The sequence below is a fragment of the Staphylococcus sp. GDB20D11A genome (genome assembly GCF_016893255.1).
GTDB classification, from domain to species: domain Bacteria; phylum Bacillota; class Bacilli; order Staphylococcales; family Staphylococcaceae; genus Staphylococcus; species Staphylococcus aureus.
Window position 1 is genome coordinate 1 of the sequence record NZ_JAFEPJ010000008.1, and the last position, 23089, is coordinate 23089.

Genomic DNA, 23089 nt, shown 5'->3' on the forward strand with positions numbered 1-23089 from the left:
ACTAGACTGGGTGCAGTTCAACGGTTATAGGACTTATATCAGTTTTAATTATCTATTTCTTATTAACTGTATTAGCTCAAGGCGTGATTTTGCAAAATCATATTTCTCAATTAGATTCGCCAAGTATGGCGCAGGTGCTTGCAACTATTGTAGGTGGTTGGGGATCTACACTTGTAAATATTGGTTTAATTATTTCGGTACTAGGTGCATGGTTAGGATGGACACTGCTTGCTGGTGAATTACCTTTCATTGTTGCAAAAGATGGATTATTTCCAAAATGGTTTGCTAAAGAAAATAAAAATGGAGCACCTGTAAATGCACTGCTTATTACCAATATATTAGTACAATTATTTTTAATAAGTATGCTATTTACACAGAGTGCGTATCAATTTGCATTTTCACTAGCATCAAGTGCTATTTTATACCCTTATATGTTCAGTGCATTTTACCAAGTTAAATACACTTTAGAGCATAGACAGCAAGCAACTACTAAACAATGGACGATTGGTATCATAGCCTCAATTTATGCTATATGGCTTATATATGCAGCAGGTATCAATTACTTATTATTGACGATGTTACTTTATATTCCAGCTTTTCTTGTTTATTCAATCGTTCAAAAGAATAATCAGACACGTTTGATTAAATCAGACTATATTCTTTTTATGATTATTATCGTACTTGCAGTTATCGGGTTAATTAAGTTATTGATGGGAACGATAAATGTTTTTTAAAAGGAGCGACAAAAATATGAAAGAGAAAATTGTCATTGCATTAGGCGGTAATGCGATACAGACAAAAGAAGCAACAGCTGAAGCACAACAAACAGCTATTAGACGTGCGATGCAAAACCTTAAACCTTTATTTGATTCACCAGCGCGTATTGTCATTTCACATGGTAATGGCCCACAAATTGGAAGTTTATTAATCCAACAAGCTAAATCGAACAGTGACACAACGCCGGCAATGCCATTGGATACTTGTGGTGCAATGTCACAGGGTATGATAGGCTATTGGTTGGAAACTGAAATCAATCGCATTTTAACTGAAATGAATAGTGATAGAACTGTAGGCACAATCGTTACACGTGTGGAAGTAGACAAAAATGATCCACGATTTGATAACCCAACTAAACCAATTGGTCCTTTTTATACGAAAGAAGAAGTTGAAGAATTACAAAAAGAACAGCCAGACTCAGTCTTTAAAGAAGATGCAGGACGTGGTTATAGAAAAGTAGTTGCGTCACCACTACCTCAATCTATACTAGAACACCAGTTAATTCGAACTTTAGCAGACGGTAAAAATATTGTCATTGCATGCGGTGGTGGCGGTATTCCAGTTATAAAAAAAGAAAATACCTATGAAGGTGTTGAAGCGGTTATAGATAAAGATTTTGCTAGTGAGAAATTAGCAACGCTGATTGAAGCAGATACCTTAATGATTCTTACGAATGTAGAAAATGTATTTATTAACTTTAATGAACCTAATCAACAACAAATCGATGATATTGATGTAGCAACACTGAAAAAATACGCAGCACAAGGTAAGTTTGCGGAAGGATCGATGTTGCCAAAAATAGAAGCTGCGATACGATTTGTTGAAAGTGGGGAAAACAAAAAAGTTATCATTACCAATTTAGAGCAGGCATACGAAGCTTTGATTGGTAATAAAGGTACACACATTCACATGTAGCACTTTATCACGCGACAAAACATTAAATATGTTTCTCCGTTGATTCAAATGAAAAAGTTGTCTGCTGACACTTTGCAAGGTTTGAAGGAGTTTAACTTATGACAGAAAACTTTATTTTGGGTAGAAATAATAAATTAGAACATGAACTAAAGGCATTAGCAGATTACATTAATATCCCATATAGTATATTACAACCATATCAAAGTGAATGTTTTGTCAGACATTATACGAAAGGCCAAGTTATTTATTTTTCGCCACAAGAAAGTAGCAATATTTACTTTTTAATTGAAGGTAACATTATTAGAGAACATTACAATCAAAATGGAGATGTATATCGTTATTTTAATAAAGAGCAAGTATTATTTCCAATCAGTAACTTATTTCATCCGAAAGAAGTTAACGAATTGTGTACAGCATTAACCGATTGTACAGTTCTTGGATTGCCTAGAGAATTGATGGCCTTTTTGTGCAAAGCTAATGATGATATATTTTTGACACTTTTTGCATTAATAAATGATAATGAGCAGCAACACATGAACTATAATATGGCATTAACAAGTAAATTTGCTAAAGATCGAATTATCAAATTGTTATGCCATCTATGTCAGACAGTAGGATACGATCAAGATGAATTTTATGAAATCAAACAGTTTTTAACTATTCAACTCATGAGTGATATGGCTGGGATTTCCCGGGAAACAGCTGGTCATATTATTCATGAACTTAAAGATGAAAAACTTGTTGTTAAAGATCATAAAAATTGGTTAGTAAGCAAACATTTATTCAATGATGTATGTGTTTAATATACAATGTAAAATGAATAAGTTGAACATGAGGTCTAACGTACATTTATACGTTAGGCCTTTTTTTGCTAGCGTGATGATTAATTTAATATGTTAGTTAAATTTGATTGTTGAAATTACAGTAAAATTTAAGGTGATGAAAAATTTAGAACTTCTAAGTTTTTGAAAAGTAAAAAATTTGCAATAGTGTAAAAATAGTATATTGATTTTTGCTAGTTAACAGAAAATTTTAAGTTATATAAATAGGAAGAAAACAAATTTTACATAATTTTTTTCGAAAAGCAATTGATATAATTCTTATTTCATTATACAATTTAGACTAATCTAGAAATTGAAATGGAGTAATATTTTTGAAAAAAAAGAATTGATTATTTGTCGAATAAGCAGAATAAGTATTCGATTAGACGTTTTACAGTAGGTACCACATCAGTAATAGTAGGGGCAACTATACTATTTGGGATAGGCAATCATCAAGCACAAGCTTCAGAACAATCGAACGATACAACGCAATCTTCGAAAAATAATGCAAGTGCAGATTCCGAAAAAAACAATACGATAGAAACACCTCAATTAAATACAACGGCTAATGATACATCTGATATTAGTGCAAACACAAACAGTGCGAATGTAGATAGAACAGCAAAACCAATGTCTACACAAACGAGCAATACCACTACAACAGAGCCAGCTTCAACAAATGAAACACCTCAACCGACGGCAATTAAAGATCAAGCAACTGCTGCAAAAATGCAAGATCGAACTGTTCCTCAAGAAGCAAATTCTCAAGTAGATAATAAAACAACGAATGATGCTAATAGCATAACAACAAACAGTGAGCTTAAAAATCCTCAAACATTAGATTTACCACAATCATCACCACAAACGATTTCCAATGCGCAAGGAACTAGTAAACCAAGTGTTAGAACGAGAGCTGTACGTAGTCTTGCAGTTGCTGAACCTGTAGTAAATGCTGGTGATGCTAAAGGCACAAATGTAAATGATAAAGTTACGGCAAAAGATTTTCAATTAGAAAAGACTACATTTGACCCTAACCAAAGTGGTAATACTTTTATGGCGGCAAACTTTACAGTGACTGGACAAGTGAAATCAGGGGATTATTTTACAGCGAAGTTACCAGAAAGTTTAACTGGTAATGGAGACGTGGATTACTCTAATTCAAATAATACGATGCCAATTGCAGATATAGTGAATGATAAAAAAGACGTTGTAGCTAAAGCAACATATGATATCTTGACTAAGACGTATACATTTGTCTTTACAGATTATGTAAATGATAAAGAAAATATTAACGGACAATTTTCATTACCATTATTTACAGACCGAGCAAAGGCACCTAAATCAGGAACATATCCTGCTAATATTAATATTGCAGATGAAATGTTTAATAATCAAATTACTTATAACTATAGTTCACCAATTGCAGGAATTGATAAGCCAAATGGCGCGAACATTTCTTCTCAAATTATTGGTGTAGATACAGCTTCAGGTCAAAACACATACAAGCAAACGGTATTTGTTAACCCTAAGCAACGAGTTTTAGGTAATACGTGGGTGTATATTAAAGGTTACCAAGATAAAATCGAAGAAAGTAGCGGTAAAGTAAGTGCTACAGATACAAAACTGAGAATTTTTGAAGTGAATGATACATCTAAATTATCAGATAGCTACTATGCAGACCCAAATGACTCTAACCTTAAAGAAGTAACGAATGAGTTTAATAATAGAATTTTTTATGAACATCCAAACGTAGCAAGTATTAATTTTGGTGATATAACTAAAACATATGTCGTATTAGTTGAAGGCCACTATGATAATACAGGTAAAAACTTGAAAACGCAGGTTATTCAAGAAAACGTAGATTTAGCGACAGGTAAAGATTACAGTATTTTCGGTTGGAATAATGAGAATGTTGTACGTTATGGTGGTGGAAGTGCTGATGGTGATTCAGCAGTAAATCCGAAAGATCCAACTCCAGGGCCACCGGTTGACCCAGAGCCAGAACCGGAGCCAACGCCGGATCCAGAACCAAGTCCAGACCCGGATCCGGAACCAACGAGAGATCCAGAGCCAAGCCCAGAACCAGATCCGGATTCGGATTCGGACAGTGACTCAGGCTCAGACAGCGACTCAGGTTCAGACAGCGACTCAGGTTCAGACAGCGACTCAGGTTCAGACAGTGACTCGGACTCAGATAGCAACTCGGACTCAGACAGCGACTCGAATTCAGACAGCGATTCTGATTCAGACAGCGATTCTGATTCAGATAGTGACTCAGATTCAGACAGTGATTTAGACTCAGACAGTGAGTCAGATTCAGACAGCGATTCGGACTCAGATAGCGATTCTGATTCAGACAGCGATTCGGACTCAGATAGCGATTTTGATTCAGACAGCGACTCAGATTCAGATAGTGATTCAGACTCAGATAGTGACTCAGATTCAGACAGCGATTCTGATTCAGACAGCGACTCGGATTCAGACAGTGAGTCAGATTCAGACAGTGACTCAGATTCAGACAGCGATTCTGATTCAGACAGTGAGTCAGATTCAGACAGCGACTCGGACTCAGATAGCGATTCGGATTCAGATAGCGACTCGGACTCAGACAGCGACTCAGATTCAGATAGTGATTCAGACTCAGATAGTGACTCAGATTCAGACAGCGATTCGGATTCAGACAGCGACTCGGATTCAGACAGTGAGTCAGATTCAGACAGTGATTCTGATTCAGATAGTGATTCGGATTCAGACAGCGATTCGGATTCAGACAGCGATTCAGACTCAGACAGTGACTCCGATTCAGACAGTGACTCCGATTCAGATAGCGATTCGGACTCAGATAGCGACTCCGATTCAAGAGTTACACCACCAAATAATGAACAGAAAGCACCATCAAATCCTAAAGGTGAAGTAAACCATTCTAATAAGGCATCAAAACAACACAAAACTGATGCTTTACCAGAAACAGGAGATAAGAGCGAAAACACAAATGCAACTTTATTTGGTGCAATGATGGCATTATTAGGATCATTACTATTGTTTAGAAAACGCAAGCAAGATCATAAAGAAAAAGCGTAAATACTTTTTTCAGGCCGAATACATTTGTATTCGGTTTTTTTTGTTGAAAATGATTTTAAAGTGAATTGTTTAAGCGTAAAATGTTGATAAAGTAGAATTAGAAAGGAGTCATGACGTATGGCTTATATTTCATTAAACTATCATTCACCAACAATTGGTATGCATCAAAATTTGACAGTCATTTTACCGGAAGATCAAAGCTTCTTTAATAACGATACAACTGCTAAACCATTAAAAACTTTAATGTTGTTACATGGATTATCAAGTGATGAAACGACATATATGAGATATACAAGCATAGAAAGGTATGCGAATGAACACAAATTAGCTGTGATTATGCCCAATGTGGATCATAGCGCATATGCTAACATGGCATATGGTCATAGCTATTATGATTATATTTTGGAAGTATATGATTATGTTCATCAAATATTTCCACTTTCCAAAAAGCGTGATGACAATTTTATAGCAGGTCACTCTATGGGAGGATATGGCACAATTATATTTGCATTAACACAAGGGGATAAATTTGCCAAAGCTGTACCATTATCTGCTGTGTTTGAAGCGCAAAATTTAATGGATCTAGAGTGGAATGATTTTTCAAAAGAGGCCATAATTGGCAATCTTTCAAGTGTTAAAGGAACTGAACATGATCCGTATTACTTGCTAGACAAAGCTGTAGCTGAAGATAAACAAATTCCAAAATTGCTCATTATATGTGGTAAACAAGACTTTTTATATCAAGACAACTTAGATTTTATCGATTATTTATCACGCAAAAATGTTCCTTATCAATTTGAAGATGGACCAGGAGATCATGATTATGCATATTGGGACCAAGCGATTAAGCGGGCTATAACATGGATGGTGAATGATTAATTATTTCTTGGAAAATATGTGGCTGCATTAAATACACAGAGTGAGTGATACAAACTATTTACTCACGACTAACATTTCTGAGTGTTTAAATTAATTTTGTATTAATATGATTGGCGCAATTTGCTGATACACAAAAATGTTTCTCGTGAAACTTAGATTTAGCTTATAGTTTTATCATCATTTGTATGACTTACATTATAAATTTTATTATAATGAGGTTAACGCTTTGAAAGGAGTCATCATCATGTCGACCAATAAAAACGATTATGAGCATATGTTGTTTTATTTTGCATATAAAACGTTTATTACTACCGCTGATGAAATTATAGAGAAGTATGGTATGAGCCGTCAGCATCATCGTTTTTTGTTTTTTATCAATAAATTACCTGGTATTACTATTAAATCATTACTAGAAATATTAGAAATTTCTAAACAAGGATCACATGCAACACTTCAAAAATTAAAAGAGCAAGGTCTCATTATTGAAAAAGTTTTAGAGACTGATCGACGTGTCAAAAAATTATATTCGACGGATAAAGGTGATCAACTCATTGCTGAATTGAACAAGGCGCAAGATGAATTATTGCAAAATATATATCAACAAGTCGGTTCGGATTGGTATGATGTGATGGAAGCATTGGCTAAAGGGCGACCTGGCTTTGATTTTATTAAGCATTTGAAAGATGAAAAAGAAAGCTAGCATCAGAAATGTTAAAAATCTTCGCATTCTTAAATTTAAAAAATATGTCAAAAAGTGTATAATAAAAACATATAATTTAATTGAACTCAGTTTCAACACATCTTAGAAAGGAGTTTGAATGATGAAAAAATTAGCAGTTATTTTAACATTAGTTGGCGGTTTATACTTCGCATTTAAAAAATACCAAGAACGTGTTAACCAAGCACCTAACATTGAGTACTAAATTAAACCATAAAAAATTCCCGAACACCTTGTTGTAGTGCTCGGGAATTTTTTTATGTTTTACTTGAATATATCAAATATTATTTTTGCGCTTTCTGTATTTTCGATATTACCACTAAATGATTCTGATCTAGGTCCATAAGCGTAGGTATTAACATCCTCGCCTGTATGTCCATCGGAAGTCCACCCTGTATAAGATTTATCATTTACTGGCTTCTGAATTGCGTGTTGTAAGGCTTTTGTTTGTTTTTCTACATCTGCGGATTTTTCGTCTTTTTCTTTTTTAAGTAGTCTTTTTAGCTTTTTATTCTCTTTTTTAACCTTTTTCATATCATCTTGTGAAAATTCAAAGCCATAACCTTCATTAATAACTTTTTCAGGGTCTTCACCTTTAGCCATTTTTTCTGTCATATATGATCCAGAGTGTTTCATCGATTTAATCGGTTGAGGATTCCATTCGTATCCTTTATCTTTACCAATTGTTAGACCACCAGTAGAGTGATCTGCTGTTGCAACGACAAGTGTATCTTTATGTTTCTTAGCATATTGAATGGCGTCATCGAACGCTTTTTCAAAACCTTCCATTTCAGACATAACGCCTGTAATATCGTTAGAATGCGCTGATTTATCTATAGAAGCACCTTCGACCATTAAAAAGAACCCTTTTTTATTACGCTCAAGCTTACTAAGTGCACTTTGTTGCATATCAGCTAATGATGGTTCTTCTTTAGAAGCATCTATTGCAAGTGGCATATTTTTATCTGCAAACAAACCAAGAACTTTATCTTTATCAGATTTTGATAACTCCTTACTGTTCGTGGCAAGATCGTAACCATCTTTTTTGAATTTTTTATCTAAATTGCCATTACTTTTACCGAAATATTTAGCGCCACCGCCTAATAAAACATCAACTTTATGCTTTCCGTTGATTTTATCTTTATAAAATTGTTTAGCGATTTCGTTTTTATCATCTCTAGAAGTCACGTGTGCAGCATATGCTGCTGGTGTTGCATCTGTTAATTCAGCTGTTGAAACAAGACCAGTCGACTTACCTTTTTCTTTTGCACGTTCAAGCACCGTCTTTACTTTCTGCTTGTTACTGTCAACACCGATGGCACCATTATATGTTTTATGACCAGAACTAAAGGCTGTTCCGCCAGCTGCAGAATCAGTAATATTCTGTTTTGGGTCATTTGAATATGTACGATTTGTGCCTTTTAAATATGAATCAAAAGCAGTAGGGGTCATTTCTTTAGCATGCGGATCATTTTTATAATAACGATAAGCTGTGTTAAATGATGGACCCATGCCATCGCCAACTAAAAAGATAACATTTTTTGGATTTTTAGTATTACCAACCGCGAAACTTTCATCTTTAGTACTTTTATCGGATTGCGCAATTGCAGGTGTGACAGAACTAAAAACTGTTGACACGATAATAAGGTTAGCAACTGCAAATTTTGTGGCTTTTTTAATTGATAACATAAGACATCCTCCTGAGTATATGACTATGTCTTCAGTGTAAAAGAGGAATTTTGAGCAATTATGTAGTTTTAGTTAAAAGTATGTAAACAGAGTGATTTAGAATAACAAAAAATGAATATATATGACAATTTGTTATAGAAAGCGTTAGAATAGAAGCGTGTGAAAATATAGAATTAAATATAATTTGAGGTGGAAAAATGATACTAGTAATGTTATCTCCATTATTAATCATATTCTTTATAGTGTTGTCTATTTTAGAAGAGCGTAAACGTACGAAGAAAAAGCAACTCGAGAAAGAAAAAGCAAATACACTAAATCAAAATACAAATGACACGGAAAGTTCAAATCAAGAGCCGTCATTGCAGCAGGCTAAAGAACAAAAAGATGACAAAGGATAATTCAATTGAAGGAAGAAGATTATAGATGAAAATATTAATTGTTGAAGATGATTTTGTTATAGCAGAAAGTTTAGCATCTGAACTTAAAAAATGGAATTACGGTGTTATTGTCGTTGAACAATTTGATGATATACTGTCTATCTTTAACCAACATCAACCTCAGCTTGTATTGCTAGATATTAATTTGCCAACGTTAAATGGTTTTCATTGGTGTCAAGAAATCCGAAAAACATCTAATGTGCCAATTATATTTATTAGTTCCCGTATTGATAATATGGACCAAATTATGGCAATACAAATGGGGGGAGATGATTTTATCGAAAAACCATTTAACTTGTCATTAACGATTGCCAAAATTCAAGCATTATTGAGACGAACTTATGACTTGTCAGTAGCTAATGATTCATTGACGGTTAAAGGTTGTACATTAATATTAGATGAAGCAAAAGTCGTGTATCAAGAACAAAACATACAGCTATCTTTGACTGAATTACAAATATTAAAGTTATTATTTCAAAATGAAGATAAATATGTAAGTAGAACTGCTTTAATTGAAAAATGTTGGGAATCAGAAAACTTCATAGATGATAACACATTAGCTGTTAACATGACGCGCCTGCGTAAAAAATTAAATACTATTGGCGTTAATGATTTTATCATTACAAAGAAAAATGTCGGATATAAAGTATAGGGTGAATGCAATGACCTTTCTTAAAAGTATTACTCAGGAAATAGCAATAGTCATAGTTATTTTTGCTTTATTTGGCTTAATGTTTTACCTGTATCATTTGCCATTAGAAGCATATTTACTAGCACTTGGCGTTATTTTATTATTATTACTCATATTTATAGGTATTAAATATTTAAGTTTTGTAAAAACTATAAGCCAACAACAACAAATTGAAAACTTAGAAAATGCGTTGTATCAGCTTAAAAATGAACAAATTGAATATAAAAATGATGTAGAGAGCTACTTTTTAACATGGGTACATCAAATGAAAACACCCATTACTGCAGCACAACTGTTACTTGAAAGAGATGAGCCTAATGTTGTGAATCGTGTTCGTCAAGAGGTTATTCAAATTGATAACTATACAAGTTTAGCACTTAGTTATTTAAAGTTATTAAATGAAACTTCTGATATTTCTGTCACTAAAATTTCGATTAACAATATCATTCGCCCAATTATTATGAAATATTCAATACAGTTTATTGATCAAAAAACAAAAATCCATTATGAACCTTGTCATCACGAAGTATTAACTGACGTTAGATGGACCTCTTTAATGATAGAACAATTAATAAATAATGCACTTAAGTATGCGAGAGGTAAAGATATATGGATTGAATTTGATGAGCAATCCAATCAATTATACGTAAAAGATAATGGTATCGGTATTAGTGAAGCGGACTTGCCTAAAATATTTGATAAGGGCTATTCAGGTTATAATGGCCAGCGGCAAAGTAACTCAAGTGGGATTGGTTTATTTATCGTAAAACAAATTTCAACTCACACAAACCATCCTGTTTCAGTCGTATCTAAACAAAATGAGGGTACAACATTTACGATTCAATTTCCAGATGAATAAAAACTTTCAATATTGTAAGCATACTAGTAACATTTTTTCACTAATTTAAATGTTATTAGTATTTTTTTGTTTTAATATAGAACTAACAAAGAAATGAGGTGCATGCCATGTTGCTAGAAGTGAAACATGTAAAAAAGGTTTATGGTAAAGGTTTGAATGCTACGACAGCACTTAATCAAATGAATTTATCAGTTGGAGCTGGTGAATTTGTTGCAATTATGGGTGAGTCTGGGTCAGGGAAGTCTACACTACTAAATTTAATTGCTTCTTTTGATGGACTAACTGAAGGTGACATTATTGTGGATGGCGCACATTTAAATAATATGAAAAATAAAAGTAAAGCATTGTATCGTCAACAAATGGTAGGTTTTGTTTTTCAAGATTTTAATCTTTTACCAACAATGACGAATAAAGAAAATATAATGATGCCATTAATTTTAGCTGGTGCTAAACGAAAAGATATAGAACAAAGGGTTCATCAGCTGACAGTACAATTACATTTAGAGGGATTTTTAAACAAATATCCTTCTGAAATCTCAGGGGGTCAGAAGCAACGCATTGCCATTGCACGTGCATTAGTTACTAAACCGACGATTTTACTAGCCGATGAACCTACAGGTGCACTTGATTCAAAAACATCAAAGGCATTGATGATGTTATTTCAAGAGATTCATCAATTGAAACAGACAATTTTAATGGTAACTCATTCAAATATCGATGCGTCTTATGCAGAGCGTGTCATTTTTATTAAAGATGGGCGTCTATATCATGAAATATATCGTGGTGAAGAAAGTCAATTAGCTTTTCAACAACGAATAACAGATAGCTTAGCACTTGTGAATGGAGGAAGTGTCAATATATGAAGTTAAGATTGTTATGGCACATAATGCGACGTCAATTTATCACGCAGCGACTTGTAATCATTCCATTCATTTTAGCGGTAAGTGTACTATTCATGATTGAATATACGCTTGTGTCAATTGGATTAAATAGCTACATAAAACAGAAGAATGACTTCCTAGTACCATTTATTATCATAGCTAATTTTTTTATGGCGCTTTTAACTTTTATTTTTATTTTCTATGCAAATCACTTTATGATGTCACAAAGACGAAAAGAGTTTAGCATTTTTATGACATTGGGCATGACCAAGAAAAGTATGCGTTTAATTGTAGTGATGGAAACTATCTTACAATTTATAATAATTTCAGTCGTTAGTATTGCCGGCGGATACTTACTTGGTGCGATATTTTTCTTGTTTATACAGAAAATAATGGGCAGTGAAGTTGCGACGTTAAGGTATTATCCATTTGACTCTGTAGCGATGTTTATTACTTTGATTATCATTGCTGTATTAATGGGCATGCTACTTATATTCAACTTGTTCAGTATTAATTTTCAACGACCGATAACTTATCAACATCGTTCTGATTCCAGTGTCATATCACGATGGTTGCGTTACGTTTTAATTGTTATAGGAAGCGCAGCACTATATTTAGGCTACTTTATTGCATTACAACAAGATACGACGTTTGGTGCCTTTTTTAAAATATGGATTGTCATAGGATTAGTTATTATCGGTACTTATGCATTTTTTGTAGGTATAAGTGAAATAATTATTAGTATATTGCAGCAGGTATCAAAAGTTTACTATCATCCACGGTATTTTTTTGTGGTAGTCGGGATGCGTGTACGTCTTAAAATGAATGCAGTCAGTCTTGCAACAATCACTTTGCTGTGTACATTTTTGATTGTAACGCTCACAATGACATTAACAACCTATCGCGATATGAATCATACCATTACGAAGTTGATTACGAATGATTATGATTTGTCATTTAGCGACAATTCTAAGTCACAAATAGAACGTCAACAAACGATTGAGAATATTAAACGTGATATACAGGGTTCGGTTAATGCAAAAGACTTCAAAGTATATGAAACGACATTATTTAGAGCTTCTTTAGAAAAGAATCGTGCTTATTACAAGTTAAAACAGGCTAGTGATGATATTCCAATAGACTTCATTGGTAATGAAGGCTCGATATTTTCTAAGCAATCATTAATGATCACAGCACTTACTGCACAAGATTATAATCGATATCACGAAAACAAATTACACTTAGACAATCAAAGTATAGGTATGATTACGAATGTACCTATTTTTAAAAAGCAGTCTAAGGTCGGTCTTAATAATGAAGTCTTTAAAGTGAAACAACTTGACGCACATGCGTTAAATTTGATGATGATTCAAGATAGTATGGTTTTAATTGTTAAAGATAACAATCAATTACAAAAAGTAAAAGGATTTTATGCACATGAACAAAAGAAGTCGACAATATCGATAAACTTTAATGTATCTGGAAAGACGAAATTAACAACATCACAAATACAAAAGCTATCGAAAAAATACGATGCGTCAATAAATTCTAAATCAGAAATGCTAATGGTTTGGGATCGTCTGACAGGTGGACTAATATTTGTAGGTGGCGTAGTATCAATTGTACTTGTCATTGGAATATTTTTAATGATGTACTATAAACAAGTTTCAGAAGCCTATGCAAATCAGCACAATTATGACATTATGAAAAAACTTGGTTTAGATAATGGGAGAATAGCAAAGATAACACGAAATCAAATGACTTTCTTGTTCGCAATACCAATAACAGTAGCACTGATTCATACATTAATTTCTAGTAACATTGTATATACGTTACTAAATATGTTAGGTATTAATAATCATCATATATTTTTAACAAGTTACGTATTAGCTGTCATTATAATTTCGTTTCTATATATGGCGATGTACAAAATAACTTCCTATATTTATGCTAAAGTTATTCATCAACAACGTAATTAACCATGTTTCAGTGAAATCACAATCAATCATGTATTTTCACTGAAATATATTATATTAAAAAGAAACCTAAAAACATTACAAATAACAATAACAAATTTTAACCGATAAGATACAATGTCTTGTCGGTTTTTTTACTTTTATGACAAGTTATATTTTTGAAATATCAAAAATATATAGCTTGTTTATATAAAATGATTTAAAATGTTTTATAACAACATATTTTATGCAACACATAAAATGGGTAACTAACATCACGAAATCATTGTATTTGTTGTTACACTGATGAAGCGATGTCACAAAGAAATGTCGTTATCAAACGAAGCCCGAAATACATACTGATACTCGAAATAATGTAACGATAAATAACAATGATAACGATTGATTACTACGCAAAAATATATGTAAATTGACGATTTAAATGCAATTCGTATATTTTGCCAATGATTTACACATTAAAATGTTTGAAAATTGTCACAATTCAGTCTAATTTAAAAAGAAGTTAAAAGTAAATTAATTACAAAGTTCAAAAATCATGCATCGTGTCATTTAGATATTGAAAAAGATGAGTCAAATTTGTTTCATATATTTTCCAATAACAAATGATTATATCTAAATATACAATCAGAAATATATGAATAGAAATATCAATATGAAAAATAATATCATTAAAAATGATGAATGGCATACTTATAAAGTGTCTAAATATTGGTGGTCAATATTACTTACAAACACGAATGTTAAGTAATGAAGACAATGATGAAAAAACAATAAGTGGAAACTCTATATAGAATGTTCGTTTTTATTTTTAATAATTGAATAATCATTATTGATGATTTAATATGTATTCGGTCGCACACGATACAAAGTGACTTGTTTTAATGATATGCAATAATATGACGTTTATCGTCGCGTGTAACAATGTATGAGTGTGTCAGTTTAATTTTAAAAGGGTTATAAGGATATTTAGTAAGATAAAGGAGGGCTTAATAAACAATCACATGTGAAGTTTTTAAGGATTATATGAGTTGGGCAGCTCTTTAATCCATAGTTATAACGAATTTTAAATTGTTAGATTTAACGTATGGTATCAGTATGTATGAGTTTAACTTAAGTATTAATCTATAGTTTAAAGAGCGGTCTAATTGTCTTTTTAAAAATAGAAAATAAGGATGATTATAATGAGGGGTTATAACGAAAGATATTGTAGCTGGACTAATACAGCTATACAATGTGATTATTTTAATAAAGTAAGACAGGTGAAAAAAGACGGTAAATCGGATAGGTTGAGCAACAACATAAACTCGAACATTATTTATCGTGTGCTCGAAAAATGTATCACGCTATATAATGTGTGTTCGCGGTATAAACGCGCACTTATTTTATCAGAACATTCTAAAAAGAACATATTCAATATAAAAAAGGCTGTGTAGGGGTGTCTTATGAATAATAGAAATGTGTATGATATCGAAGTAAGTGATTATAAAGGCTTAACTTATAAATTAGAAGCATTTAGAGGTAAAGTGATTTTAGTTGTTAATACTGCAACAGAATGTATATATAGCGAACAATTGAAAAAACTAGAGACTTTGTTTCAAAAATATAAGGATCGTGGGTTTGTAGTGTTGAGTTTTCCGAATAATAATTTTGACAATCGACAACCTGGTTCTAATGAAGAAATCTTGAAAATTAGTCGTGAGAAATTTGGTGTTACATTTCCAGTGCTAGCTAAAATATCTGTGAACGGGAACGATGAACATCCGTTATTTACGCATTTAAAGAATGAACAACCAGGAATCTTTGGGTCCCCAATAAAATGGAATTTCACAAAATTTATAATCGATCGACAAGGCAATGTTGTAAATCGATTCTTGCCAATGGAAGATCCATTGGATATATCGGCAAATATAGAAATATTATTGCAAGAATCTTCATCTTAAATTTAAAATTGAGCGCTTAGTATGCAAATAACACAAGAGCCTCTTAATGATGTACTAATAGTATGTCATTAAGAGGCATTTTATATTTAGAAAATCAGTAATTTGACCTATTTTACTGAAAGGCTGATTTGGTACATAATAAATAGTAAATAAATAAAAAATAACAACGATGCATTACTGTATGCATTAATGACTGACACGACATAATCAAAGTTTTGTCTGAATTACTGATAATGTCATTCAAGCAACATGAAGGTTGTAAATATTTGTAAGTATAACTATCAGACACAACTCAAGTTTGTTTTAATTTATACCATACATATTAAAAAATTGACTGAACTATCGATAAAAAATGAGTCAATCATCTATTTCAAGTTTATTGAGGTGAAAATATTTGAAATTAAATACATCTAATAGTCCATTTACAGAAAAACAAGTCACAGAGATTAACAATCTGCTGCAAACATTAACAGAGAGCCAACAACAGTGGCTTAGTGGTTTTTTACTAGCTAATAGTAACGATACGATAAGTGATAGTAATCAACAACAATTAGAGACAGAAGTGTGGCAACAATCACAAATATCAGAAGAACAAGCAACTTCAACAACGTATATGTTACAAAATAAAGAGCCACATATCGAAGCTAATCAGCGGCATGTCACATTGCTATATGGTTCTGAATCAGGTAATGCCATGCGTTTAGCTGAAATTTTTTCAGAACGTTTAAGTGATATCGGACATCAAGTTGTTTTGATGTCAATGGATGAATATGATACGACAAACATCGCACAGTTAGAAGATTTATTTATTATTACGTCTACTCATGGCGAAGGAGAACCGCCTGATAATGCATGGGATTTCTTTGAATTTTTAGAAGACGATAACGCACCTAATTTAAATCATGTGAGATATTCAGTACTGGCTTTAGGTGATCAAACATATGAATTTTTCTGTCAAGCCGGTAAAGATGTAGATGCTTTACTAGAAAATCTAGGCGCTGAGCGTATATGTAAGCGTGTAGATTGTGATATTGATTATGAAGAAGACGCAGAAAAGTGGATGGCAGACATCATTAATATTATTGATACCACATCAGAAGGTATTCAAAGTGAATCGGTGATAAGTGAATCAATTAAGTCTGCCAAAGAAAAGAAATATTCTAAATCAAATCCATACCAAGCAGAAGTTTTAGCGAATATCAATTTAAATGGTACCGATTCAAATAAAGAAACACGACATATAGAATTTTTACTTGATGATTTTAGTGAATCATATGAACCAGGAGATTGTATAGTAGCATTACCGCAAAACGACCCTGAATTGGTTGAAAAACTAATATCCATGTTAGGTTGGGATCCACAATCTCCGGTGCCAATTAATGATCATGGTGATACAGTTCCTATTGTTGAAGCACTAACATCACATTTTGAATTTACTAAATTAACATTGCCATTATTGAAAAATGCAGATATCTATTTTGACGATGAAGAATTATCTGAACGTATTCAAGATGAGTCATGGGCGCGTGAATATGTTATAAATCGGGACTTTATAGATTTAATAACAGATTTTCCAACTATAGAATTACAGCCTGAGAATATGTATCAAATCCTTAGAAAATTACCACCAAGAGAGTATTCGATTTCTAGTAGTTTTATGGCAACGCCAGATGAAGTGCATATTACCGTTGGTACGGTTCGTTATCAAGCACATGGACGTGAGAGAAAAGGTGTATGCTCGGTTCATTTTGCTGAGCGTATTAAACCAGGCGATATAGTACCAATTTATTTGAAGAAAAATCCGAACTTCAAATTTCCGATGAAGCAAGATATACCGGTTATTATGATTGGACCAGGTACTGGAATTGCTCCTTTTAGAGCATATTTACAAGAACGTGAAGAACTTGGTATGACTGGAAAAACATGGTTGTTCTTTGGTGATCAACACCGTAGTTCTGACTTTTTATATGAAGAAGAAATAGAAGAATGGCTTGAAAATGGAAACTTAACACGCGTAGATTTAGCATTTTCAAGAGACCAAGAACACAAAGAATATGTACAGCATCGTATAATGGAAGAAAGTGAACGTTTCAATGAATGGATTGAGCAAGGCGCAGCAATCTATATTTGTGGCGATGAAAAATGTATGGCGAAAGATGTCCATCAAGCCATTAAAGATGTATTGGTAAAAGAACGTCTTATTTCTCAAGAAGAAGCAGAGTTATTATTGCGACAAATGAAACAACAACAACGCTATCAACGTGATGTTTATTAGCGATTGGTGTTAAATATTTTAAGGTGTAATGATGTAAAATTATATAAAGGATGTTGCTCAACATGAATATGCCATTAATGATAGATTTAACAAATAAAAATGTCGTCATAGTTGGTGGAGGCGTCGTTGCAAGTCGTCGGGCACAAACATTAAGTCAATATATTGAACATATAATGGTTATCAGTCCTGAAATCACTGAAAAACTTCAAAATATGGTAGATAAAGGTGTCGTTATATGGAAAGAAAAAGAATTTGAACCAAGCGATATTGTAGATGCGTATCTAGTCATTGCAGCAACCAATGAGCCACGTGTCAATGAAGCGGTAAAACAAGCCTTACCTGAGCATGCACTTTTTAATAATGTTGGAGATGCATCAAATGGCAATGTTGTATTTCCAAGTGCACTACACCGCGACAAGCTAACTATCAGTGTATCAACTGATGGTGCGAGTCCTAAGTTGACAAAATCAATTATGGCAGAGCTTGAGGCGCTATATCCACCATCATACAGTTCGTATATCGACTTTTTATATACTTGCCGACAGAAAATAAAAGTACTTGATATGAATCACAGCGAAAAGCAGCAATTGTTATCACAAATAGTGACGAAAGAATATTTAAACGATACTAAACAAGCTCAATTTTTGGCATGGTTAAATAAAAAATAATAACTGTGTGCCGTCTAAAGGCAGTCTTGAAGTAATAACATGTCTGTTTGTAAATGAAGATGGGATGCATACTAATAATTTCTAAGCGAAGATGATAAAAATATGTAAGATAATTTCTAACATAGAGAAATAGACGATTTGAAAAATCTTAATAAATATATAGGTTATTAGAAAAACTGGTTGAAGTTGCTATGAATAATAGCTAATTTTAGCCAGTTTTTTTGTGTAATAGAACCGAGAATTCAACTATTGCTATTAAAAATGATACTTATGAAAAGATTCAAATTAATCAATTGGATTCAAATAGTCATTAGAGATACTGCATAAAAATTAGATATCCGAATTAACTATTACGCAAAAAAGATTTTTTTGATAAAATGAGATAACTTAAATATAAAAAATTATATTAATTATTATATTTAAGTTAAAGAGGGGGATTATGTAAATTGTATTAAAAGTGGAGGGAGAAAATAATATGAATAGTGATAATATGTGGTTAACAGTAATGGGGCTCATTATTATTATTTCAATTGTAGGTTTACTCATTGCCAAAAAGATAAATCCAGTTGTAGGTATGACAATCATACCTTGCTTAGGGGCAATGATTTTAGGATATAGTGTGGCAGATTTGGTTGGGTTTTTTGCTAAAGGGTTAGACCAAGTCATTAACGTTGTTATTATGTTTATCTTTGCCATTATTTTCTTTGGCATCATGAACGATAGTGGTTTATTCAAGCCACTTGTCAAACGATTAATATTAATGACACGAGGCAATGTCGTCATTGTCTGTGCAATGACAGCTTTAATTGGCACAATAGCCCAATTAGATGGTGCAGGTGCGGTAACATTTTTGCTTTCTATTCCTGCATTATTACCTTTATATAAAGCGTTAAATATGAATAAATATTTATTGATTCTACTATTAGCATTAAGCGCGGCGATTATGAACATGGTACCTTGGGGAGGTCCAATGGCACGTGTAGCTGCAGTGTTAAAAGCCAAAAGTGTCAATGAATTATGGTATGGATTAATTCCTATTCAAATAATAGGATTCATTCTTGTTATGTTGTTTGCGGTATATCTTGGATTTAAAGAACAAAAACGTATCAAAAAAGCAATTGCTAGCAATGAATTACCGCAAACACAAGATATAGATGTACATAAATTAGTTGAAGTATATGAACGAGATCAAGATATAAGGTTTCCTGTAAAAGGACGTGCACGAACAAAACCATGGATAAAATGGGTGAATACAGCTTTAACTTTAGCTGTTATTCTAGCGATGTTAATAAATATTGCGCCACCTGAATTTGCATTCATGATAGGTGTCTCATTGGCGCTTGTTATTAATTTTAAATCAGTGGATGAACAAATGGAGCGATTAAGAGCGCATGCGCCGAATGCATTAATGATGGCTGCAGTGATTATTGCAGCAGGTATGTTTTTAGGTGTACTAAATGAAACCGGTATGCTTAAAGCGATTGCGACGAATTTAATCAAAGTGATTCCTGCAGAAGTAGGACCATACTTGCATATTATTGTAGGTTTACTTGGCGTACCATTAGATTTACTAACTAGCACAGACGCTTATTATTTTGCTGTGTTACCGATCGTCGAACAAACAGCAGGGCAATTTGGTGTACCGTCTGTATCAACAGCTTATTCAATGGTCATAGGGAATATTATAGGTACATTTGTCAGCCCATTTTCACCAGCCTTATGGTTGGCAATTGGTTTAGCAGAGGCAAACATGGGCACGTATATTAAGTATGCATTCTTTTGGATTTGGGGATTCGCCATCGTTATGTTAGTAATTGCAATGTTGATGGGCATTGTGACGATTTAAGTATGAAAAAATAGAAACTATGGTCCCGTTACAAAATGAAATAATAGTTGCATAAACATGTCGAAATGACGGACGAATCTTTAAACAATTTTAAAAATTAATGAAATAATTGTGTGGAAATATGAATTTCACTAAATGTTAATAACTTTGTGACGTTTTAGTTAACAGACTAATAAAAATTTGAAAATACTATATATAGTGGTATAACGTAATGGGTAGACACAATATATAGGAAGAAGGGGTAAAATGAATCAAATCGAAGAAGCATTAACGGGTTTGATTTCTAAAGATCCTGCTATTGTTAACGAAAATGCCAACAAAGATAGTGATACATTTTCAACAATGAGAGATTTAACAGCAGGTATCGTTTCTAAATCTTACGCATTAAATCATTTATTACCAAAGCACGTTGCAGATGCACATCAAAGAGGGGACATACATTTTCACGACTTAGATTATCATCCATTCCAACCGTTAACAAACTGTTGTTTAATAGATGCTAAAAATATGCTACATAATGGATTTGAAATAGGCAACGCGAATGTAACTTCACCAAAATCAATACAAACTGCATCAGCGCAGCTTGTACAAATTATAGCCAATGTTTCTAGCAGTCAATATGGTGGCTGTACGGTTGACCGCGTTGACGAATTACTTAGTACATATGCACGACATAATGAAGAACAACATAGAAATATCGCAAAGCAATTTGTCAAAGAATCTGAAATTGATCGTTATGTTGATCAACAAGTTACTAAAGACATCAATGATGCGATTGAAAGTTTAGAATATGAAATTAATACCTTATATACATCTAATGGACAGACACCTTTTGTAACATTAGGATTCGGCTTAGGCACAGATCATTTAAGTCGCAAAATTCAACAAGCTATCTTAAATACTCGTATCAAAGGCTTAGGAAAAGACCGCACGACAGCGATTTTCCCAAAACTTGTATTTTCAATTAAAAAAGGAACCAACTTTAGTCCGCAAGATCCGAACTATGACATTAAACAACTAGCATTAAAGTGTTCAACGAAACGTATGTATCCAGATATTTTAAATTATGACAAACTCGTAGAAATATTAGGTGATTTCAAAGCGCCAATGGGTTGTCGTTCATTTTTACCAAGTTGGAAAGATGCGGAAGGTCATTTTGAAAATAATGGTCGTTGTAATCTTGGTGTTGTTACACTTAATTTACCTAGAATGGCATTAGAATCTGCCGGTAATATGACGAAATTCTGGGAAATCTTTTATGAACGTATCGATGTGTTACATGATGCATTACTTTATCGTATAAATCGTTTGAAAGATGCTGTACCGAATAACGCACCAATTTTATATAAAAGTGGCGCTTTTAACTATAAATTAAAAGAAACAGATGATGTTGCTGAGTTATTTAAAAATAAACGTGCAACGATTTCAATGGGCTATATTGGGTTATACGAAACAGCTACTGTTTTCTATGGTCCAGACTGGGAAACATCTCAAGAAGCAAAAGCATTTACGCTTGAAATTCTTAAAGAAATGAAACGTTATCAAACGAAATGGACAGAATTATATGACATTTGGTTCAGTATTTACAGTACGCCGAGTGAATCGCTAACGGATCGTTTTTGTCGTTTAGACCAAGAGAGATTTGGAGATATTAAAGACATTACAGATAAAGGATATTATCAAAACTCTTTCCATTATGATGTACGTAAAGATGTTACACCTTTTGAAAAGTTAGATTTTGAAAAAGATTATCCTTATTATGCGAGTGGTGGTTTCATTCACTATTGTGAGTATCCGAAATTGCAACACAATTTGAAAGCACTAGAAGCGGTATGGGACTACTCTTATGACAAAGTTGGTTACTTAGGTACAAATATTCCGATTGATCATTGTTATGAATGTGATTACGATGGAGATTTTGAAGCAACTGAAAAAGGATTTAAATGCCCGAACTGTGGCAATGATAATCCTAAAACAGTTGATGTCGTTAAACGAACATGTGGCTACTTAGGCAATCCAGTTCAACGTCCAGTAATTAAAGGCCGTCATAAAGAAATTTGCGCACGAGTAAAACATATGAAAGCGCCTAAAGAATGACACTTTTAGACATTAAACAAGGACAAGGTTATATTGCTAAAATAGAATCAAATAGCTTTGTTGACGGTGAAGGAGTAAGATGCAGTGTTTATGTATCAGGATGTCCATTTAATTGTGTTGGATGTTACAACAAAGCCTCACAAAAGTTCAGATATGGCGAGAAATACACTGATGAAATATTAGTAGAAATATTAGATGATTGCGATCATGATTATATATCTGGGCTAAGTCTATTAGGTGGCGAACCATTTTGTAATTTGGATATTACATTAAATCTTGTCAAAGCATTTCGAGCACGTTTTGGAAATACAAAGACAATTTGGGTATGGACTGGATTTTTATATGAATATTTAGCAAATGATTGTACAGAACGTCGAGAGTTATTATCATACATTGACGTTTTAGTAGATGGGCTATTTATACAACACTTATTCAAACCTGATTTACCATATAAAGGTTCTTTAAATCAACGCATTATAGATGTACAACAATCACTCTCGCATGCGCGTATGATTGAATATATTGTTAGTTGAATATGT

Annotated in this window: 21 protein-coding genes and 1 pseudogene; 20 read left to right on the top strand and 2 right to left on the bottom strand. The window is 33.0% G+C overall.

Annotated elements, in window-relative coordinates:
- Positions 1 to 14 precede the first annotated feature (14 nt).
- The 7 genes and pseudogenes from JV528_RS05760 to JV528_RS14795 all read left to right on the top strand — a co-directional run.
- Positions 15 to 734: pseudogene (locus tag JV528_RS05760) on the top strand (amino acid permease); the annotation flags it as partial.
- A 16-nt stretch (positions 735 to 750) separates the two neighbouring features.
- Positions 751 to 1692, top strand: coding sequence for a carbamate kinase (gene arcC, locus JV528_RS05765; protein ID WP_000660032.1), 942 nt, complete (start codon positions 751 to 753; stop codon positions 1690 to 1692).
- Between the two features lie 98 nt (positions 1693 to 1790).
- On the top strand, positions 1791 to 2495 hold the full coding sequence (locus JV528_RS05770; RefSeq protein WP_000138218.1) for a Crp/Fnr family transcriptional regulator: 705 nt from the start codon (positions 1791 to 1793) through the stop codon (positions 2493 to 2495).
- 363 nt (positions 2496 to 2858) lie between these two features.
- Positions 2859 to 5594, top strand: a complete 2736-nt coding sequence (gene clfB / locus JV528_RS05775; protein ID WP_204177359.1) for an MSCRAMM family adhesin clumping factor ClfB — start codon at positions 2859 to 2861, stop codon at positions 5592 to 5594.
- Between the two features lie 117 nt (positions 5595 to 5711).
- Positions 5712 to 6473, top strand: coding sequence for an alpha/beta hydrolase (locus tag JV528_RS05780; protein WP_204177353.1), 762 nt, complete (start codon positions 5712 to 5714; stop codon positions 6471 to 6473).
- A gap of 244 nt (positions 6474 to 6717) precedes the next feature.
- Positions 6718 to 7173, top strand: coding sequence for a MarR family winged helix-turn-helix transcriptional regulator (locus JV528_RS05785; protein WP_000106185.1), 456 nt, complete (start codon positions 6718 to 6720; stop codon positions 7171 to 7173).
- Between the two features lie 121 nt (positions 7174 to 7294).
- Positions 7295 to 7396, top strand: a complete 102-nt coding sequence (locus JV528_RS14795; RefSeq protein WP_000731972.1) for an SE2200 family small protein — start codon at positions 7295 to 7297, stop codon at positions 7394 to 7396.
- 59 nt (positions 7397 to 7455) lie between these two features.
- On the opposite strand, the gene JV528_RS05795 is transcribed toward JV528_RS14795, so the two are convergent.
- A complete protein-coding gene (locus JV528_RS05795; RefSeq protein ID WP_000948998.1) occupies positions 7456 to 8880 on the bottom strand; it encodes an alkaline phosphatase in 1425 nt (474 codons plus the stop codon).
- A 197-nt stretch (positions 8881 to 9077) separates the two neighbouring features.
- Between JV528_RS05795 and JV528_RS05800 the strand changes: the two genes are divergently transcribed.
- The 8 genes from JV528_RS05800 (at position 9078) to JV528_RS05835 (ending at position 15664) form a co-directional block, all read left to right on the top strand.
- Entirely contained in the window at positions 9078 to 9278 is a 201-nt protein-coding gene (locus JV528_RS05800; protein ID WP_000604725.1) for a hypothetical protein, read from the top strand.
- A gap of 25 nt (positions 9279 to 9303) precedes the next feature.
- Positions 9304 to 9969 (top strand): nisin susceptibility-associated two-component system response regulator NsaR, encoded by a 666-nt coding sequence (gene nsaR, locus JV528_RS05805; RefSeq protein WP_000697877.1) that lies wholly within the window; start codon positions 9304 to 9306, stop codon positions 9967 to 9969.
- 10 nt (positions 9970 to 9979) lie between these two features.
- Positions 9980 to 10867 (top strand): nisin susceptibility-associated two-component system sensor histidine kinase NsaS, encoded by an 888-nt coding sequence (gene nsaS, locus JV528_RS05810; RefSeq protein ID WP_000143420.1) that lies wholly within the window; start codon positions 9980 to 9982, stop codon positions 10865 to 10867.
- 107 nt (positions 10868 to 10974) lie between these two features.
- Entirely contained in the window at positions 10975 to 11730 is a 756-nt protein-coding gene (locus tag JV528_RS05815) for an ABC transporter ATP-binding protein (protein WP_000923770.1), read from the top strand.
- A complete protein-coding gene (locus JV528_RS05820; protein ID WP_204177351.1) occupies positions 11727 to 13727 on the top strand; it encodes an ABC transporter permease in 2001 nt (666 codons plus the stop codon). Before JV528_RS05815 ends, JV528_RS05820 begins: the two co-directional genes overlap by 4 nt.
- Positions 13728 to 14401: 674 nt before the next feature.
- Positions 14402 to 14515: a hypothetical protein gene (locus tag JV528_RS05825; RefSeq protein ID WP_078315476.1), complete on the top strand. Its 114-nt coding sequence runs from the start codon at positions 14402 to 14404 to the stop codon at positions 14513 to 14515.
- A gap of 381 nt (positions 14516 to 14896) precedes the next feature.
- A complete protein-coding gene (locus tag JV528_RS05830; protein ID WP_011382405.1) occupies positions 14897 to 15157 on the top strand; it encodes a hypothetical protein in 261 nt (86 codons plus the stop codon).
- A gap of 9 nt (positions 15158 to 15166) precedes the next feature.
- Positions 15167 to 15664: a glutathione peroxidase gene (locus JV528_RS05835; RefSeq protein WP_001065267.1), complete on the top strand. Its 498-nt coding sequence runs from the start codon at positions 15167 to 15169 to the stop codon at positions 15662 to 15664.
- A 107-nt stretch (positions 15665 to 15771) separates the two neighbouring features.
- On the opposite strand, the gene JV528_RS05840 is transcribed toward JV528_RS05835, so the two are convergent.
- A complete protein-coding gene (locus JV528_RS05840) occupies positions 15772 to 15864 on the bottom strand; it encodes a hypothetical protein (protein ID WP_010956583.1) in 93 nt (30 codons plus the stop codon).
- Positions 15865 to 16058: 194 nt separating this feature from the next.
- Between JV528_RS05840 and JV528_RS05845 the strand changes: the two genes are divergently transcribed.
- The 5 genes from JV528_RS05845 (at position 16059) to nrdG (ending at position 23083) form a co-directional block, all read left to right on the top strand.
- The gene (locus JV528_RS05845) at positions 16059 to 17939 is read left to right on the top strand and encodes an assimilatory sulfite reductase (NADPH) flavoprotein subunit (RefSeq protein WP_204177349.1); all 1881 of its coding nucleotides are present in this window, start codon (positions 16059 to 16061) and stop codon (positions 17937 to 17939) included.
- A 62-nt stretch (positions 17940 to 18001) separates the two neighbouring features.
- On the top strand, positions 18002 to 18607 hold the full coding sequence (locus JV528_RS05850; RefSeq protein ID WP_204254812.1) for an NAD(P)-binding protein: 606 nt from the start codon (positions 18002 to 18004) through the stop codon (positions 18605 to 18607).
- A gap of 475 nt (positions 18608 to 19082) precedes the next feature.
- Positions 19083 to 20453, top strand: coding sequence for a CitMHS family transporter (locus tag JV528_RS05855; RefSeq protein ID WP_204177346.1), 1371 nt, complete (start codon positions 19083 to 19085; stop codon positions 20451 to 20453).
- A gap of 246 nt (positions 20454 to 20699) precedes the next feature.
- Positions 20700 to 22550 carry an anaerobic ribonucleoside-triphosphate reductase gene (nrdD, locus tag JV528_RS05860; RefSeq protein ID WP_001071717.1) on the top strand — a complete coding sequence of 617 codons (1851 nt, stop codon included), beginning with the start codon at positions 20700 to 20702 and terminating at the stop codon, positions 22548 to 22550.
- A complete protein-coding gene (gene nrdG / locus JV528_RS05865; RefSeq protein WP_025785622.1) occupies positions 22547 to 23083 on the top strand; it encodes an anaerobic ribonucleoside-triphosphate reductase activating protein in 537 nt (178 codons plus the stop codon). The genes nrdD and nrdG overlap by 4 nt, the downstream gene beginning before the upstream one ends.
- The last annotated feature ends 6 nt before the right edge of the window (positions 23084 to 23089 follow it).

Bases quoted from the DNA above. Each gene is read 5' to 3' on its own strand.
- arcC (WP_000660032.1), top strand. From the start codon at position 751: ATGAAAGAGAAAATTGTCATTGCATTAGGCGGTAATGCGATACAGACA.
- JV528_RS05770 (WP_000138218.1), top strand. From the start codon at position 1,791: ATGACAGAAAACTTTATTTTGGGTAGAAATAATAAATTAGAACATGAA.
- JV528_RS05780 (WP_204177353.1), top strand. From the start codon at position 5,712: ATGGCTTATATTTCATTAAACTATCATTCACCAACAATTGGTATGCAT.
- JV528_RS05785 (WP_000106185.1), top strand. From the start codon at position 6,718: ATGTCGACCAATAAAAACGATTATGAGCATATGTTGTTTTATTTTGCA.
- JV528_RS14795 (WP_000731972.1), top strand. From the start codon at position 7,295: ATGAAAAAATTAGCAGTTATTTTAACATTAGTTGGCGGTTTATACTTC.
- JV528_RS05795 (WP_000948998.1), bottom strand. From the start codon at position 8,880: ATGTTATCAATTAAAAAAGCCACAAAATTTGCAGTTGCTAACCTTATT.
- JV528_RS05800 (WP_000604725.1), top strand. From the start codon at position 9,078: ATGATACTAGTAATGTTATCTCCATTATTAATCATATTCTTTATAGTG.
- nsaR (WP_000697877.1), top strand. From the start codon at position 9,304: ATGAAAATATTAATTGTTGAAGATGATTTTGTTATAGCAGAAAGTTTA.
- nsaS (WP_000143420.1), top strand. From the start codon at position 9,980: ATGACCTTTCTTAAAAGTATTACTCAGGAAATAGCAATAGTCATAGTT.
- JV528_RS05815 (WP_000923770.1), top strand. From the start codon at position 10,975: ATGTTGCTAGAAGTGAAACATGTAAAAAAGGTTTATGGTAAAGGTTTG.
- JV528_RS05820 (WP_204177351.1), top strand. From the start codon at position 11,727: ATGAAGTTAAGATTGTTATGGCACATAATGCGACGTCAATTTATCACG.
- JV528_RS05825 (WP_078315476.1), top strand. From the start codon at position 14,402: ATGAATGGCATACTTATAAAGTGTCTAAATATTGGTGGTCAATATTAC.
- JV528_RS05830 (WP_011382405.1), top strand. From the start codon at position 14,897: ATGATTATAATGAGGGGTTATAACGAAAGATATTGTAGCTGGACTAAT.
- JV528_RS05835 (WP_001065267.1), top strand. From the start codon at position 15,167: ATGAATAATAGAAATGTGTATGATATCGAAGTAAGTGATTATAAAGGC.
- JV528_RS05850 (WP_204254812.1), top strand. From the start codon at position 18,002: ATGAATATGCCATTAATGATAGATTTAACAAATAAAAATGTCGTCATA.
- JV528_RS05855 (WP_204177346.1), top strand. From the start codon at position 19,083: ATGAATAGTGATAATATGTGGTTAACAGTAATGGGGCTCATTATTATT.
- nrdD (WP_001071717.1), top strand. From the start codon at position 20,700: ATGAATCAAATCGAAGAAGCATTAACGGGTTTGATTTCTAAAGATCCT.
- nrdG (WP_025785622.1), top strand. From the start codon at position 22,547: ATGACACTTTTAGACATTAAACAAGGACAAGGTTATATTGCTAAAATA.